At 34.4% G+C, this 16,736-nt stretch carries 14 protein-coding genes and 1 tRNA gene; 12 read left to right on the top strand and 3 right to left on the bottom strand.

What is annotated here, in order from left to right; all coding sequences use genetic code 11:
* Positions 1-4 precede the first annotated feature (4 nt).
* The 3 genes from M1L26_RS02555 to M1L26_RS02545 are packed head-to-tail and all read left to right on the top strand — an operon-like array spanning position 5 to position 2,391.
* Positions 5-856 (top strand): DNA polymerase III subunit delta', encoded by an 852-nt coding sequence (locus M1L26_RS02555; RefSeq protein WP_250120364.1) that lies wholly within the window; start codon positions 5-7, stop codon positions 854-856.
* Between the two features lie 36 nt (positions 857-892).
* On the top strand, positions 893-1,687 hold the full coding sequence (locus tag M1L26_RS02550) for a hypothetical protein (RefSeq protein ID WP_010407430.1): 795 nt from the start codon (positions 893-895) through the stop codon (positions 1,685-1,687).
* A gap of 44 nt (positions 1,688-1,731) precedes the next feature.
* The gene (locus M1L26_RS02545; RefSeq protein ID WP_211908314.1) at positions 1,732-2,391 is read left to right on the top strand and encodes a VirB8/TrbF family protein; all 660 of its coding nucleotides are present in this window, start codon (positions 1,732-1,734) and stop codon (positions 2,389-2,391) included.
* 14 nt (positions 2,392-2,405) lie between these two features.
* Here M1L26_RS02545 and M1L26_RS02540 read toward each other — a convergent pair whose 3' ends face one another.
* Both M1L26_RS02540 and M1L26_RS02535 read right to left on the bottom strand, forming a co-directional pair.
* Complete coding sequence (locus tag M1L26_RS02540) at positions 2,406-3,893, bottom strand: proton-conducting transporter transmembrane domain-containing protein (RefSeq protein WP_250120363.1); 1,488 nt, start codon at positions 3,891-3,893, stop codon at positions 2,406-2,408.
* A 347-nt stretch (positions 3,894-4,240) separates the two neighbouring features.
* On the bottom strand, positions 4,241-5,683 hold the full coding sequence (locus tag M1L26_RS02535; protein WP_211908318.1) for a replicative DNA helicase: 1,443 nt from the start codon (positions 5,681-5,683) through the stop codon (positions 4,241-4,243).
* A gap of 102 nt (positions 5,684-5,785) precedes the next feature.
* Here M1L26_RS02535 and M1L26_RS02530 point away from each other — a divergent pair.
* The 6 genes from M1L26_RS02530 (at position 5,786) to M1L26_RS02505 (ending at position 11,738) form a co-directional block, all read left to right on the top strand.
* Positions 5,786-5,868 (top strand) — tRNA-Leu (locus M1L26_RS02530).
* 23 nt (positions 5,869-5,891) lie between these two features.
* A complete protein-coding gene (locus M1L26_RS02525; protein WP_211908320.1) occupies positions 5,892-6,494 on the top strand; it encodes an RDD family protein in 603 nt (200 codons plus the stop codon).
* A 12-nt stretch (positions 6,495-6,506) separates the two neighbouring features.
* Positions 6,507-7,196 carry a peptidylprolyl isomerase gene (locus tag M1L26_RS06515; RefSeq protein ID WP_250120362.1) on the top strand — a complete coding sequence of 230 codons (690 nt, stop codon included), beginning with the start codon at positions 6,507-6,509 and terminating at the stop codon, positions 7,194-7,196.
* Positions 7,181-9,016, top strand: coding sequence for a TomO hydrophobic C-terminal domain-containing protein (locus M1L26_RS02515; RefSeq protein WP_250120361.1), 1,836 nt, complete (start codon positions 7,181-7,183; stop codon positions 9,014-9,016). Before M1L26_RS06515 ends, M1L26_RS02515 begins: the two co-directional genes overlap by 16 nt.
* Before the next feature lie 127 nt (positions 9,017-9,143).
* Positions 9,144-10,469, top strand: a complete 1,326-nt coding sequence (locus tag M1L26_RS02510; RefSeq protein WP_211908323.1) for a dihydroorotase — start codon at positions 9,144-9,146, stop codon at positions 10,467-10,469.
* An 84-nt stretch (positions 10,470-10,553) separates the two neighbouring features.
* Positions 10,554-11,738, top strand: a complete 1,185-nt coding sequence (locus tag M1L26_RS02505) for a ribonuclease D (protein WP_211908325.1) — start codon at positions 10,554-10,556, stop codon at positions 11,736-11,738.
* On the opposite strand, the gene coaE is transcribed toward M1L26_RS02505, so the two are convergent.
* Positions 11,728-12,306, bottom strand: a complete 579-nt coding sequence (coaE, locus tag M1L26_RS02500) for a dephospho-CoA kinase (RefSeq protein WP_211908327.1) — start codon at positions 12,304-12,306, stop codon at positions 11,728-11,730. The two genes, M1L26_RS02505 and coaE, sit on opposite strands and share 11 nt — an antisense overlap.
* Positions 12,307-12,441: 135 nt before the next feature.
* Here coaE and M1L26_RS02495 point away from each other — a divergent pair, with 135 nt between their 5' ends.
* From M1L26_RS02495 to metG, 3 genes are all read left to right on the top strand, one after another.
* Positions 12,442-13,845: an NAD(P)H-dependent flavin oxidoreductase gene (locus M1L26_RS02495; RefSeq protein WP_250120360.1), complete on the top strand. Its 1,404-nt coding sequence runs from the start codon at positions 12,442-12,444 to the stop codon at positions 13,843-13,845.
* An 81-nt stretch (positions 13,846-13,926) separates the two neighbouring features.
* Complete coding sequence (locus M1L26_RS02490) at positions 13,927-14,835, top strand: hypothetical protein (RefSeq protein ID WP_250120359.1); 909 nt, start codon at positions 13,927-13,929, stop codon at positions 14,833-14,835.
* Positions 14,836-14,958: 123 nt separating this feature from the next.
* Positions 14,959-16,488: a methionine--tRNA ligase gene (metG, locus tag M1L26_RS02485; RefSeq protein ID WP_250120358.1), complete on the top strand. Its 1,530-nt coding sequence runs from the start codon at positions 14,959-14,961 to the stop codon at positions 16,486-16,488.
* Positions 16,489-16,736: the final 248 nt, after the last annotated feature.

Below are 16,736 nucleotides of genomic sequence, written 5' to 3'. Positions count from 1 at the left end.
AAGAATGAAAAAGGTGATAGGCCACAACCAAGCAAAAAAAAAGATAATGAACAACTTGTCTGTTCAATCTTGGCTGATCTGTGGTAAAAAAGGTATAGGAAAAGCAACATTCGCAAAATCCTTTTCTAATTGGTTTCTTATAAAAAATTACGATGAAGTAGCATTAGACTTACACATTGTTGAAGGTGATACAATAGGAGTGGAAAAGGTGAGAGAAATGAAAAACTTTTTGCACTTAAGCCCCATTCAATCAGAATATAAAATAGCTATAATAGATAGCTTAGAGTCAATGACTAATAATGCTAAAAATGCAATATTAAAAATATTAGAGGAGCCGCCACAAAATTCTAAAATATTTGTAATTAGCCATAAGCCATATGATGTACAAACCACCATCCGGTGTAGGTGTTTTCAGCTGAATTTACTTCCATTAACTTACGATGAAACAAAGCAGGTTGTTTCATCTCAGTGTAAATTCGACGATAAAATATTTAGTGAGATCATTACTTTGTTTCCTGGAACTCCGGGAGTAATAATAAATGCAATAAACAGTTGTGCTTATGAGTCACATAAGCATTTTTATACATTTTTCCGTAATCTAAATAATTCTGATATAGTTAATAAAATAATTAATAGTGAGATTGAGCTAGAACTAGCATCACATATAATTCAAACCTCCATTTTAGAAAGTATAAAGAAAGAAGTAAATAATGTTGAAATTCTACTAAGTCAATGGAAAGAAATAGATGAACTTTTCGTTGCTGCAAAGCAATTTCGCTTAGATAAAAAGCATGTTTTAGCTAATGTAGTTAACATCATGACACAAAAATGTAATACTTTTAACATAAATTTATGATAAAATTCTGCTAATTTAATACTGAAAGTATATAACTTGAATGATAATAAATTAACTGTATGGCAATCAATAGAAGTTTTAACAAACACTATACTGAACATGCAGAAAGAATTGAGTTTAATCAAGAATACATCTTTAGATCAAGACGTCACTTTAGAAAAAGGGAAGGAGCTATCAAGTGGCATCTATGAGGCAAATTTTAAGCTAAATAAGGCAATCAATATAGCTACTTTGCCAAGAATTGGCTATCATATGATTAATGATGAACTTGTTGTACGTAATCATATTACGAAAGAGGAAGTAAAGATCCCTAGAGATTTTCATTACTTTAAAGTTGTTAAATCCAATCACGATGATTGTAAATTAACGTTTTGTAATTTTTTAGGTAATGAGTTTTTTGAATATAAAAAGTATGATCCACAATATTCTGGTCTTTCAGATGAATATAAACTCATGGATTTTGGTAGTATAAAAAAGACTAATAATCTAAAACTTAAGGAGTATGTTGGTCATGCACCTAAATTTTTTGCTGTAGAAGGATCTATTGAGCCTGGATCTGAAAACCATGTAATTGATCTATTTGAGCTAGTCAGAGACGGTAAAGGCAAAAAAGTGGGAACTCTTGCTGATGAATTTGGTTATTTTGATGATCAAAATAAATTACACTACTATAATTATCACAAAAGTGCAGAAAGTAATACTTATGATCCTGAAAGCTTCAGTGTAAAAATGATAAATTTAGATGTGAGCAAAATTGATAAATTTCACCTTATTGCAGAACAAGGTGATATAATAATTCATCCTATTTTGGAAAATTTAGACATATTTTAAAGTTTTTTAGAGTATCCAGTATATTATATAATTGGGTTTGTATTATGGAAGATAAATTACTTGAATCAGTAAAAAACAAAAGTTACTTCAGGAAAGCAGTTGAATGGTATTGCCACAGATACCTGTTCTGCGTTGTAGAAAGATCTTGGATGGCGTTAATAGCGTTACTTCTCTTAGTATGTTTATTTTTATCACTACTAAACATATACCTATTACTTCCTGTTAAAAAAGATTTAAATTTTGTGAAGTATATGAACCACACAGAAGATGAGTTCTCTGCAATACATAAACTTAGTTTTAGTAAAAAAGAAGATGAGTACATTTCCATAGCAAGGTATTTAATAAGTAAATATATTGAAACATATGAGTCCTCTCGGACTGTTGAGCCAAAGTATCAAGAAAATTTTATAAAAAACAATTCTATATATAAAATCTATCAAGACTTTCAGGAAAAAGTAAACAATGAAGCTGTTTCATCCACAAGAAAAATTACCAACACAAACGTAACAACACTATCTATTGACCGATCGATCAAGGACTTAGTTACATTTGCTGGAAATGCCACTGTAGTTTTTGCAGCTGAGCAAAATAAGAAAATGAAAGACTATGCTGTGGAGGTTAGATTTACTTTATCAAACATGAAAGCAACTCTAACTGGTATAATACCATTTAAATTTATTGTTAACGGCTATAAATACAGGTGATTACATTTAAAAAATTACTTGGTAGCTAAAAAAATAACTAAAGTGCATACAGCAGTAACAACTGGAGGTAAAATTAGAAGCATTGGTGTCTTTTTAATAAAATAATTTCTAGAAGGTTTTAAGAAAAAGGCATTGTAAATTATCGGTAAGAAGTATAGAGCGTTGAGTATAGTACTGACAATTAACACCAGAGCTACAAATACAGAAAGTGTTACATTACTAGAGTTAAAAACAGCTCGAAAAATGAAAAATTTGCTCCAAAAAGTCGGAGCAGGTGGTACCCCTATCATGGACAATGCACCTATAGTAAATGCTATCATACTAATTGGCATACTACGTCCTATACCGTGAATTCTATCTATGTATTTCTCACCTGTTTTCGTTATTATTGCTCCAGCAGTGAAAAACAAAGTGATTTTTGCAAATGCGTGGCAAACTAATTGAAAAATTGCAACCCTCATGCTGAATTCACTAAAAATTGAAGCAAACAATATAATATATGACAACTGAGAGATGGTAGAATAAGCAAGCAATTTCTTTAATTCCTTTTGCTTTAATGCAATTAACGATGCAGTAATAATAGTAAATCCAGCAGCGTACGGAAGCCATCCTCCAGCAAACCAACTTTGCTGTGCAAAACGTTGCATATTATCGATGCCAAAAGTGTATAATATAACTTTGATGATGATGAACACTCCTGATTTCACAACAGCAACAGCATGTAGTAGTGCGCTTACAGGAGTTGGTGCAACCATTGCTTTTGGCAACCAAAAATGCATTGGCATTAATGCAGCTTTTCCTATTCCATAAATCAGCATAGCAAAACACACTGCAATAAAAGTTATGAACGAAGTATCAAACTTGAATATTCCACCTCTTACAAAGTCTAAAGTATGGAATTCATTATATAAGAGGCCTATTGCAGGAAAAAATAACACTAAAGAAGAGAAAAATAGTAAACCAAAGTAATAGCGTCCTGCAATTACTGATTCATTTGTTGAGTTGTAAGTAATCAGAGGGTATGTACTAATAGTTAGAAGCTCGTAAAAGACAAATGTAGTGAGCAAATCTCCAGAAAAAGCAATAAACATTGCACAGCTAATCGCTATTGAAAAAAAGCATAGAAAACTCGAGTAGTTACTATCAGCATAGTTATTTCGCATATAACATATTGCATACATACTGGTTAGTACCCACAAAAATGATATTAATAAACTGAATATTGCTCCACTAGACTCTAACTTTAAACTAATATGCAAATTATTACCAAAGTCCATGAGAATAAATTGAGAATGATCACCATACACCAAATATAAAGTGCATAGAGATGTATACGCAAATAGAAGCATAGAAGAAACAACAGTAATGCTATTGTTCAATCTGGGCCATTTACTAGTAAAAGAAATAGCTAATGCACTTAAAAGTGGAATCAACGCAGTAATTAACAAATAATTCTCAGTAATAAAAAGTGGCAAGGAAAGAGATATTAAAACAAAATCCATTAAGTAATTCATCTTTCTGTTTAGGTAAAGCTAAAATTATATTCAAGTTATAGAGAATTTGCTATTTTTTAGTTGTATATCGGAAGTGTTAAATAAACCATACGCATCAAGTTAAGAAAAAGTGGCGTAAGGAAGAAAGGAAATAGGAAAAAACTATTTTATATATTAAGTAATAAAGTTAGTAATTTATAGATCTTTCTAAAAAATTATCTTATCCTAGATAAGAATTTCCTAAAAAAATAAATGTAACAAATAAAATGCCAATCTTAAATATTGCTATGTTTCACGATAGCTTCTTAATTTGGCACGTATGGTTTGTTAAACACTTCCAGAATTACTCAAAACCGCTACAGACTATATCTTTCTGTATAATCTTTAAATGCACCTCTATTGGAGTCAAAATGTAGCTTCACACTGCCAATTGGCCCGTTTCTTTGTTTTGCAATGATCAGCTCTGCAATATTTCTAATTTTCTCCATTTTCTCTTGCCACTCTCGATGTTTATTACTTCCTTCATTTGGTTGCTTTCTTAATTCATAATATTCTTCTCTATAGAGGAACATTACTATATCCGCATCCTGCTCTATGCTTCCTGAATCACGTAAATCAGAAAGTTGTGGTTTTTTATCATCCCTTTGCTCAACAGAACGAGAGAGCTGTGATAGTGCAACAATGGGAATATTTAGTTCCTTTGCAATTGCTTTTAAACCCTGCGTCACTTCTGAGATTTCTTGCACTCTATTTTCACTACTCCTTTTTGTTGTTCCTCGAATTAACTGCAGATAATCGATAAAGACCACCTCTACATTATATAGTTGATAGAGAAGACGTATTCTGGTACGAAGAGCACTAATTGATAATGCAGGAGTGTCATCTATGATGAAAGGTAATTCGGATAGATCTGTACTAGCATTAATGAATTCGTGTAATTCAAAATCACTAATTCTCCCAGTCAGTGCCTTATAATAACCAATGCCTGAATCTATAGTAATCAATCTTGCAGTCAATTGCTCTGCTGACATTTCAAGTGAGAAAAACGCTACGTAGTGTTGTTTATCTGTTCTTTTTTGCAAAATCTTACAAGCATTAAGTGCGATGTTCAGCGCCAATGCTGTCTTTCCCATTGAGGGCCTTGCAGCTATAATTAACAGATCAGATTTCTGCAAACCACCAAGGAGCTGGTTTAGGTCTTGAAGTCCGGTTGTAATACCTAGAGCCTCTGGGTTATTCTTCAGCTTGCTGATCTTCTCAACCACATCTTTAATTGAACTTGCAAGCTTTATATATGTCTTATCACCTTGCTTTTTTACTACTAAGTTGAACAACTTTGTCATTGCCTGCTCAATTTGTACCTGTGCAGGATTTTCAATGTTGTAGTTGTAACTATCGTCAACTATCTCCTGCCCGAGCTTGATTAAGCATCTCCTTAAATAAGTATCACGGATTATTCTGGTCAAGCTATAGATATCAAGCGCAATGCTTGCCTTTGCTGCAAGTTTTGCTAGGTACTCAACTCCACCACATTCGGCAAATGCTTTATCATTTTCAAAAAACATCTTAAGGCTTAGTTCATTGGCAACTATGCCGTGTTTTCTGGTTTTAGATATCTGGGTAAAAATGCTTTGATGTAGTGGATCATAGAAATTGTCTGCTGCAATTATATCTTCAACTGCATCACAAATTCTATTATCACGAATCATTGCACCAATGAGCATTTGCTCTGCTTCTAAATTGTGTGGCAATTTACATATTTCTTCTCTTGAATCAATAAGATTAGCTAATTCATTCATTTTAAGTTTTCAGAGTAATGATTGATTATTGTAGAATATTCAGTCCTTACTTAAAAGATAAAAAATTTGACTAATCTTGTGTTGCTTATAGCATTAAAGTAGGCCCCTGTGGTGGAATGGTAGACACGGCAGACTCAAAATCTGTTGCTTGCAAAAGCATGCTGGTTCAAGTCCGGCCAGGGGCACTCAAACATTGGAAAATGCATATATGTTACATAAAATTTTTAATCGTTTATTTTCCATTCTTTCTTCTATAAATGCTATTCAAAAAGTGAAAAAGGATGATAATGGAATATGCTATGTAACGGGACTTAGACGCTATTTGTCAGTGCTGCTTGATTTAATCATCATCGTTTTATTTTTGCAGTTTTGCGGTCAGACCTTAAATCAACTCTTCATGAGCTCAGAGAGCAGTAAAATATTAGGCCAAATTGCTGCAAAATATCAAATGCAGGTACCACTATCTGCAGAGGAAACAGCAATGCAGAGTAAGCTAATCAAGTTACTAGTTCTAAATCAGATAGTTCAATTTATTATGCTTTTTAGTTATGTAGCATATATGTGGATAAGATTTGGCGCTACACCTGGAAAGTTATTACTTGGACTCAGAGTTGTAAATGCACAAACTTTTGAAAAATTGACTCTAAAACAAGCAATAAAGAGGTTTTTTTCCTTTATATTGTCAACTGCACCACTATTCTTAGGTTTCATATGGGCAAGCTTCGACAAACGTTGCCAAACTTGGCATGATAAGATTGCAAATACGGTGGTTGTCACAAATAAGAGTCTTAAGCCTGATAAAATGAAATAGTAGGTAAAAAATATGCCAAGTATTACTCATGGTCAAAGTATGGATTCTATTAGCGATAGTATTGTACATATTGGTGGTAATGAAATAAAAGAATGCGCAATTGAAGCGCTAGAACCATTTAAGAACGAATTAGAAGCTCAAAGTTTTGACCTTAATGGGCTAGGAACTTCTGACCTAATTAAAGCATGGAAGAAGATAGAAGATTTTAAAGGTGCTGGATTAAAGGATGCTTTTGACCTTGCTGATCTGATAAAAGGGCAAATTGCAGGATTTAATAAAGAAAAATTACAAGAAATGTGTACTTTTAGCAAGATTTCCTACGGTAATGTGGACAGAAAATTAAAGCAAGATGAGTACAAAACTAAAAGGCAATTTGAAGAAGAAGGTTATCAAATTATAAAATTTTACGACAATGAACTCATTGAAGACAAATATTGCTCGGATACTGACTATAAATTAGAGCAACAAGATGTCGTTTATGCTTTAATGAGTAGCAATTCATATAATCGAGATGCTGGTTATGTTTTTATTAAAGGTCAGGAAGTAACTATAGCTTACCATGGTACTCGTGATTTAAATGATGTAAAGGAAGATCTTCGTGCATCTTTAGCTAATTGTCATTTTTACCTGAAGATCATCGTGTACACTCTGGTTTTTACTCTTTATTCAAACGCTCTTGGCCCAGTGTGCATAAGATATTAAAAGGGCATGCTAATGATAAAGGATTAGCAATCAAAGATTTGAAAATTAATGTTACAGGTCATAGCATGGGAGGTGCTCTTGCTAATATCGCTGCTTTATGTCTTAATAAAACAGAAGATGCCGAAGATGTTCATGTTGCAACTTTTGGCTCTCCAAGAGTTTTCTACAATGGTGCCGCTGAAGTTTACAATCAGTGTCTTGGAAATAAGACTATTAGAGTAGCTTGTCAATCAGATCCGGTACCATGTTTGCCACATGGTAATGCTGGTATGCACTATAAACATGTAGGTAAATCATTAAAATTAGAAACAGGTAAAACTCTGGAGTACTTAGAACTGCACTATCATAGAATTAATATCTATTATAACCTTGTTCGGGAAGTAGAGCAGGAAAATTTTAAATCAGATAACAATCCATCTAAGTATCGTCATATTGCTTATATTTTTGGCCTATTTTACCATGCAGTTTTGTCATATGTCGATGTGAATGATAAGGAGTTCTTTAAAAAAGTTGAGGAAGAAAATAAAGACATTAAGCTTTCTGAGATACCAATTCAATATGCTCCAAAATTAGAAGAGAAAATTAAACTACTAGAACAAGAAGTAGCTAAGCCTACTAATGACAAAACTCAATTAGAGGGAAGGTTAAAGAGTATACAACAAAGTTTGGTTGGAAAAACTAAAGAGCTAGATGATGAAAAAGGAAAATTAACACAAGAACAACAGAAGACTAATCAACTCAATGATCAAATAGATAAACTTACTGCAGAATTTAAAGGGACAAAAGATCAGCTTGCAGAAAAGAAAGCAGAGCTGGATGAACAAACTAGAACAGTAACCAAGCTTAATGATACTATAAAGGAACTTAAGGAAACAAATGCTGAATTAGAAAGAAAGAATAGTAATCTGGCTAATCGACTGGAGAAACTTGAGGAAGCAAAAACTAAGCTAGAAGAAAAGGTAGAATTTGCAGAAAAAGAGCTGAGGGATGCTAAAGCTCAATTCAGAGAGAGTGAGAGAGGGCTAAGGGAAGTAAAAGCTCAACTTGAACAGGAAAATAGTAATTTGTCTAGTCAAGCAAGGGAGCTTGAAGGGAAATGTGAGCAAACAGAAGTTCAACTTGTAGAATCAGAGCAAAAACTAGCTGAAGAAACTAGTAAAGTCATGCAACTTAGCAAAGAATCTAATGAAGCAAGAGCTCAGCTTGAAAAGAAGAAAAAAGAGATTGGAAAGCTAAAAGATCAAGTAGATCAAATGACTATACAAAACAATCAATTGGAAGGGCAGCTGGATGATGCAAAGCAAGGTCTAACTGATAAAACTGATGAAGTAACCCGATTAACACAGGTTGCTGATACGCTAAATGGTCGGGTAGCTCAATTGACTACACAAAATGATCAGTTGGAAGGGCAGCTGGATGATGCAAGACAATCGTTCGCTGATCAAATAATGCAACGCGAAAATGAAAATAACGACTTAAAGACAAAGCTGCAAGAAATTGAAAACAAAAGTGAAGTACTAGAGAAGAGTCTACAGAAGCAATTTGAAAGCAAGAATGAAGAGCTAAGTGAAAAATTCTTGAAAGCAAGAACTTACAGTAAAAGGCAAGGTAATTATGCTTCTGTTTCTTTTGTATTATCTGGAGCATTTGCTGTTGGTACAAGTTTAACAATGGTTCATTTAGCAATGTGTGTTTCGCTTGCTGTAGCTGCATTAACTTTTCTTGCAGTAGGATGTTACTGTTCTTATAACGCAAATACCGCACTTAATAATGTTGAAGTTAGTCAAATCGGGAATGATCTTAGTCATTCTTTAGTTTAGTTGTAGAGTAGCTGCTTGAGTATTAATTTAAATATTCTTCATTGCTAGTTATTGTAACATCACTTTAATTTGGTTGTGTTTTACTAAAAAAACTTTAGATTTATTTTGTAATTGATACTTAAATATAATGACACAATCTTGGAATTTATTGCAGAAAGGCCAAAAGGAAGGCTATAAAATTGCGTATATCAATGCTCGTATTATTGACCCGGAAACTAAATTTGATATAAAAGGTTCATTGTTAACTGAAGGGGATAAAATTGTTGATTTTAGCGAATCATTACTTTCAACAAGTGGAGTTGATGAAACAATAGACTGTAAAGGGCTTGTTCTAATGCCAGGACTTATTGACATTCACGTGCATTTTCGTGAACCAGGTCAAGAGCATAAAGAAACTATACATACGGGTAGCAAATCTGCAGCTGTAGGAGGCGTTACAACTGTAGTTTGCCAGCCAAACACTGTTCCAGCGATTGATAGTGTTGTCTTGGCTAAATATTTGAAATATAGAGCACTTGAAACTTCACATGTGAATGTTGAATTTTACGCCAAAATTACCACTTCGAAAGAAAAATTAACTGAAATGGCGCTTTTAAAGGAAGCAGGTGCGGTTGGGTTCACCGATGATGGTATGCCAGTTATGAATCCAATGATTATGAGACAGGCACTGCTTTATTCAAGTATGCTTGATGTTCCTATTGCTCAACATGCAGAAGATTTAAATCTATCTGCTGGTGGCGCAATTAATGAGGGTAAGATTTCTGAAGAATTGGGAGTAAAAGGAATCTTGAGTGCATCAGAATCGGTTATGGTAACTCGTGATATACTACTAATGAAGGACATAGAAAATGTACACTACCATATTTTGCATGTCTCTTCAAAAGATTCACTTGATGCTATTAAACGAGCAAAAGATTTGGGGTTAAATGTTACATGTGAAGTAACTCCTCATCACTTTACTTTAACTGAAGATATAGTAAAGCAACATGGAGCAATCGCAAAAATGAATCCGCCACTTCGTACAGAGGAAGATCGTTTAGCTATGATTGAAGGTTTAAAGACAGGTGTGATTGATTGTATTGCAACCGATCATGCTCCGCATGATCTTAGTTCTAAAGATTTGCCACTTGAAAATGCTGCATTTGGTATTGTTGGCCTTGAAACAATGCTGCCCATTTCACTTGAACTATATCACAGTGGACAAATGGTTCTACTTGATGTGCTTGCAAAATTGACATATAAGCCTGCAGATATCATACATGTGCCACGTGGCCGCATACAGAAAAACCTTGCAGCGGACTTAATTTTAGTTGATTTGGATCATGAATGGAAAATTAAAGTTGACAACTTTGCTAGTAAATCAAAAAATTCCCCTTTCGATGGACGCAAAGTGAAAGGGCGCGTAATACGTACCGTTGTGTCTGGCAAAACTGTATATTTACAGAAGGATTAGTTATCATACAGTTGCGTTCTCAATTTCAATCAATTGTAAATATTCAATATAAGTGGTAAAATATAGCCACTGAATGAAAAATATATGCTAATTAGTACGACATCGGAGCTGGAGAATGCATGTGAAGAATTGATGGCAAAAGATCCAAAATTTATAGCAGTGGACACAGAGTTCATTAGAAACAATTTAACCTACTATCCTAGATTATCACTAATTCAAATTTCTTACGGAGAGAAGAGTTTTATTGTAGATGTGTTAGTACCGGGAATTGACTTATCGCTTATTAAGAAAATAATGCTGAATCGAGAAATAACCAAAGTTTTTCATAGTTGTCGGCAAGACATAGAATCCTTACTCACCGTGCTTAAATGTGTTCCTACTCCCATTTTTGATACCCAAGTTGCTGCTATGTTTTGTCATTATTATCACGACTTTATTGGTTATTCAAAAGTAGTAGAGCAATATCAGGGGGTAGCGCTGGATAAAATTAAAGCTAAAAATTCAGATTGGTTAAAACGGCCATTATCTGAGGATCAATTAGATTATGCAGTAAATGACGTGATACACCTATATGACCTACACCAAATATTGTGCAATAAACTTGAAGAAAATAATAGGATAGGCTGGTTTCAAGAAGAGATGGAATCAATAGTTGATGTTAATAAGTATTTGCATAATCCAAAAGATGCATGGAAGAGGATTAAATTTAATTATGAAGCAAATCCAAAGTTGATGTTAACTGTTAAAGCAGTTAGTGAGTGGCAAGAGATCTTAGCACAGCGTTACAATATAAATCGTAATAAGGTAGTCAATAATGCCGTAATAACTGGTTTAATTGAAAAAAACGTGGAACATATTGATGACATTTTAGATGACCTTAAGAGAAACACAAAAAATATAAAAGAGGAAGATTTATTAGAATTTATAGATATTTTCAATGAGAATGAGAAGGAATTTGTGCAGCAAAATTATACTCTGTCAGATAATTATGATAAATCTGTATTTGATATACTCTCGATTATTTTGGAGAGCAAATGTAAGGAAAATAACATATCAAGAAAGTTAATTTCATCAAAAGATGAGTTAGCTGGCTCAATATCTGGGCAGATAGATAAACTATTCAAGGGATGGAGATATGATTTTTTCGGCAGATCAGTAGAATCGTTTTTGAATGCAGGCTCAAGGTTTGAAATTTTAATGGTAAAATCTGCTGATAGTATAGCTAAAATTCGGAGTAATCTTGTGGAGAATAACCGTATCACGTGTTGAGGTCTAACGAGTTTATTATATCTTTCACTTGAGAAAGAACATTTGCACTGGTATCGATGATAAAGTCGCTCATTTGCTTTTTTTCTTCAATAGGTAGCTGAATACTAGACATTAGATCCAGCTTTTTTTTATCCATATTACGCTCACTGATCCTTTGAGCTTGTACAGCGCTATCTGCATGGATAAAGACAATAAAATCGCAATATAAACGGAATCTAGTTTCCAGCAGGAGTGGAATGTCTAGAACTAGAAACTTTCCGTCATTTTCTTTCTCCTGAGCAATAAAAATTTCTAATTCATTTCGCACAGCGGAATGCACTAAAGACTGAAATTGCTTCCAATTTTCATCATAAGCTAAAAAATATTTAGATAATACTGTTCTATCTATTTTTCCATTTACTATCACTCCAGGAAATTTTTCTTCTGCGTAACTTATTATGTTTTTGTTTACTTTATAAAGCTGGTGCACGACAGAGTCGGCATCAAACAAAGCGGCACCAAATTCTTTAAAGCAATTGGCTACAAAGCTCTTTCCAACTGCAATCCCACCTGTTAAACCTATGATCATATAGCAAATTTCTTATAAAACTATATTTATAGCATCTCCTATGCCTATTTAAAACTGAATGCATAGGTATAAAAAAGAAAAGCTATTATTTTTTTAGTAATTAAGTAAAATAGAGTGAAAGATTAAGAGGAAATTTTGAAAAATAAGATAAAAAAGATAGTGATTTCAGGAAAAGAAGTGTGGCCGATTATCGAAGGTGGCAAAGGCATTGCAATTAGTGACGGAAGATCAAGTGGAGCATTTGCTGCAGCAGATGCTGTTGGTACATTTTCTGGTGCAAATGCTAAACTTATCGATAATAACGGCGAGTTAGTGCCACTAATTTATAAAGGTAAAACAAGAAATGACAAACACAAGGAGTTAATTGAGTATAGTATCGAGGCTGGAGTTAGTCAAGCAAAAATAGCGAATGAAATATCAAAAGGCCGTGGAAGAATACATATGAATGTGCTTTGGGAAATGGGAGCAGCAGAGCAAGTCCTTCATGGCATATTAGAAAAAGCAAAAGGCTTAGTTCATGGCATCACTTGCGGTGCTGGTATGCCTTACAGGCTTGGAGAAATTGCAGCTAAATATCAAGTTTATTACTACCCTATTATCTCATCGGCGCGCGCTTTTAAAGCGTTGTGGAAACGTGCTTACCAAAAAATATCTTCTTTTTTACTTGGTGGAGTAGTATATGAGGATCCGTGGCTTGCTGGTGGTCACAATGGACTCAGTAATAGTGAAGATCCAGAATTATCACAGGCTCCATTTGAAAGAGTTGCAGAGCTTAGATCTTTCATGAATGAAGTCGGTCTTTCTGAAACGCCAATTGTTATGGCGGGGGGAGTGTGGAATTTGAAGGATTGGGAACATTGGTTTGACAATTTACAAATTGGACCAATAGCTTTTCAGTTTGGCACTCGTCCACTTTTAACAAAAGAAAGTCCGATTTCTACGGAGTGGAAAAAGAAATTACTCACTTTAGAAGAAGGTGACGTATTTTTAAACAAATTTAGTCCGACAGGATTTTACTCATCTGCAGTAAGAAATAGCTTCATACATGAGCTACAGGAACGAAATTCACGTCAAATAAAATTTTCAGAAAGTGCGAGTGGAGAGTTTAATAATGAATTTGCAATAGGTAGCAGAGGTAGAAAGATTTACCTCACTGCAAAAGACAAAGAGCTAGCAAATGCATGGATTAAAGCAGGGTATATAGAGGTAATGAAAACTCCAGATGCAACTGTTATTTTTGTGACACCAGACAAATTTGCGGAGATAAGACAAGATCAAATTAATTGCATGGGATGTTTGAGCCATTGTCTGTTTAGCAATTGGAAAGATCATGGTGACCATTCAACAGGGCGAAAGCCAGATCCACGGAGTTTCTGTATACAAAAGACACTGCAAAACATTGTACATGACGGCAATGTTGAAAATGAACTTATGTTTTCTGGACACAATGTGTACAAATTTAAGCAAGACCCATTTTATGAGAATGGCTACATACCGACAGTAACAGAACTGGTGGAAAGGATATTAACTGGGTATTAGGTTATGGTTGAATTGACAATTAAACTTTACTTTGCTATAATAAATGTTTATTAATTTAATCTTAATTTAGGGGTAACTTTTATGCGTGATAGTGTTTTAAAAAGGTATGCACTTGCCTATATAAAAGAAACTGGCAGTGACAATGGTGTTCAAGAATTTTTACGTTCTCGTGGTATGCAAAATATTGAGGACTGGAGTGATAAAAATTTTGAAAATGCGTATAAGGAATTTAGGCGCTATAACCCAACTAATGAACACAATATAGGAAGTGATCGACGTGATAGTAGGCAACAACCTACAAGCCCTCAGGCTACACACGTATATGTACACAATAACAGAGGTTTAGATTTTTGGGATTATTTACTACTTAGCAACCTGTTTAGTGGTCGTACTACAGTTATAAACAATCCTGGTTTCATTAGTGGTGGCCAGCTAAGTAGAGAAGATAAGAAAAAAGACTCAGAAGACAACAGGAAATTATTAGCTTTAGGTATAGCAGCTGTAGTTGTGTGTGTTGCTTTCCATGCTTTAATGTGTGTTTGGTACAACAGTAGCGAAAAAACGGCTAGAAAATCAGAAAAGGTAGATTACCTGGATAATAAACTTAAAATGTTCAGAAATATAGAATTTGCAGTTGGTGCAATTTCTTTAGCAGCTTTGATAGGTTGTGCTATTAACCCAGTCTTACCAGTTTGGGGTTTAGTCATTCTTGGCATTAATTCTCTTGTGTGTCTTGCTGGTGGTGTGGCTTTTCATATGAAGCATGAGAAAGAGTCAGAAAATATTGAGAAAGCTAAAGAGGCGGTAGGTAGCTATCCTAGACAAGGGTATGGTTATGGAAATTATTCTCATGGTGTTGCACCACCTCCTTACCCTTTTGAAGAGCATAGTACTGCTCCAACTGCTCCTCCTAAAGGTGCATTTGATAATTCTTATCCAGAACAACATTTTGGAGGTTATGGACAGCAAACTGCTTACTCTAAAGCGTAAATCACTTACAGGATACCGCTGCAAAACGCAGCGGTATAATGGCTTTTCAGATTGCTTATACGATAGGATATATATTGATTTTTATTACTAGTGCAGATACGATCAAGCTTTAAACAGTACAAAATGGAGCAATTTGAGAGCTTTTACGTCACTACGCCAATATATTACGTAAACGACAAGCCACATATCGGCCACGCATATACTTCCCTTATCTGTGATGTTACAGCTAGATTTATGAAATTAGCTGGAAAGAACGTCAAATTTACTACTGGTACAGATGAACATGGACAGAAAATTGAAAAAGCGGCTAAGGTAAAGGGAATAGAGCCAAAAGAATTTACAGATGAAATAAATGTTACATTCAAAAAATTAGCTGAGCTAATGAACTTTGATTATGATGATTTTATTCGCACCACAGAAGAACGTCATGAAAAAGCAGTCATAGTTCTATGGAATAGGCTTGAAGAGAGAGGGCAAATATATCTGGATTCTTACTCAGGTTGGTATTCAGTTCGTGATGAAGCGTTTTATCAGGAATCAGAGTTGATAGATGGCAGAGCACCAACAGGTGCTGAAGTTCAGTGGATAAAAGAAGAGAGCTATTTTTTTCGCTTGTCAAATTGGCAAAACAAATTGCTAGAGTTATATGAAAATCAGCCGAATTTCATCTTTCCTGAGAGCAGAAAAAATGAAGTGGTATCGTTTGTAAAATCAGGACTTACTGACCTTTCGATTTCTCGTACTAGTTTTAATTGGGGAATAAAAGTACCAGGGAATGACAAGCACGTAATTTATGTTTGGATAGATGCGCTCACTAACTATCTCACATCAATAGGCTTTCCTAATATAGAAGATGAGGAATATAAGAAGTTTTGGACAAACTCCTTCAACGTTCATGTGATCGGTAAAGACATATTGCGTTTTCATGCTGTATACTGGCCAGCTATTCTTCTTGCAGCAGATTTATCACTGCCAAAGCAAATTGCAGTTCATGGTTGGTGGCTGAACGAGGGGGAAAAAATATCCAAATCCCTTGGTAACGTTATAGATCCAATTGGTCTGGCAGAAGAGTTTGGTGTTGATCAACTACGCTATTTTCTCCTTCGGGAAGCAAGTTTCGGTCAAGATGGTAATTTCAGTAAGAAGAACATGATCAGCCGCATAAACTCAGAGCTGGCAAACAATATAGGCAATTTAGTGCAAAGAACAATTTCATTTCTGCACAAGCAATGCTTTGGAGTTGTACCAGTGGTCGATCGCAATTTGCTTAAAGATGATGAGAGTTTACCAAATTGCAAAGCCATAATTGATCAAGTAATGGATCATCTATCAAAGTATGAATTTAACCAGATTATACTCCTGATTATCAATATCTCTTCCAAGGCCAATGCTTACATAGATAAAAGTGCACCCTGGACGTTAAGAAAAACCGATAGAAAGCTCATGGATTTAGTAATCTACAAATTACTGGAATTTATAAGGATAATTGGCATTTTGCTGCAGCCAATTGCTCCAAAGTCAGCAAAAATGATACTCGATCAGTTGCAAATTCCAAAAGAACAACGTGATTTAAAATCTCTGTGCAACGCATACGTAGGTTTAGACATTACACTGCCTAAACCTACGCCGATTTTTTTGAGGATCGATATTTAAAAAATCCTTAGTAAGCCGTTACAAGACCAGACTGAGTTGGCCGTTCTGTAGTTAGCCTTTTTAATTCAACAGAGTCAAAAAAAGTGCCTTGGCGTTTTGATGTATCTATACCGTTATCTACTTTGGAAGAAATGATTGAGATGCACCGAAATTATTTTTAGCACTCTTAAAAGAAGAATTTAACATTTCGTGAGACTCATCAACTTTACTTTTCAACATAGTCTGTGGAGTAGGTACATGGTGAGCTG

Source organism: Wolbachia endosymbiont of Ostrinia scapulalis, assembly GCF_023559145.1.
Taxonomy (GTDB): domain Bacteria; phylum Pseudomonadota; class Alphaproteobacteria; order Rickettsiales; family Anaplasmataceae; genus Wolbachia.
This window is presented reverse-complemented; position numbering and strand designations above follow the sequence as displayed.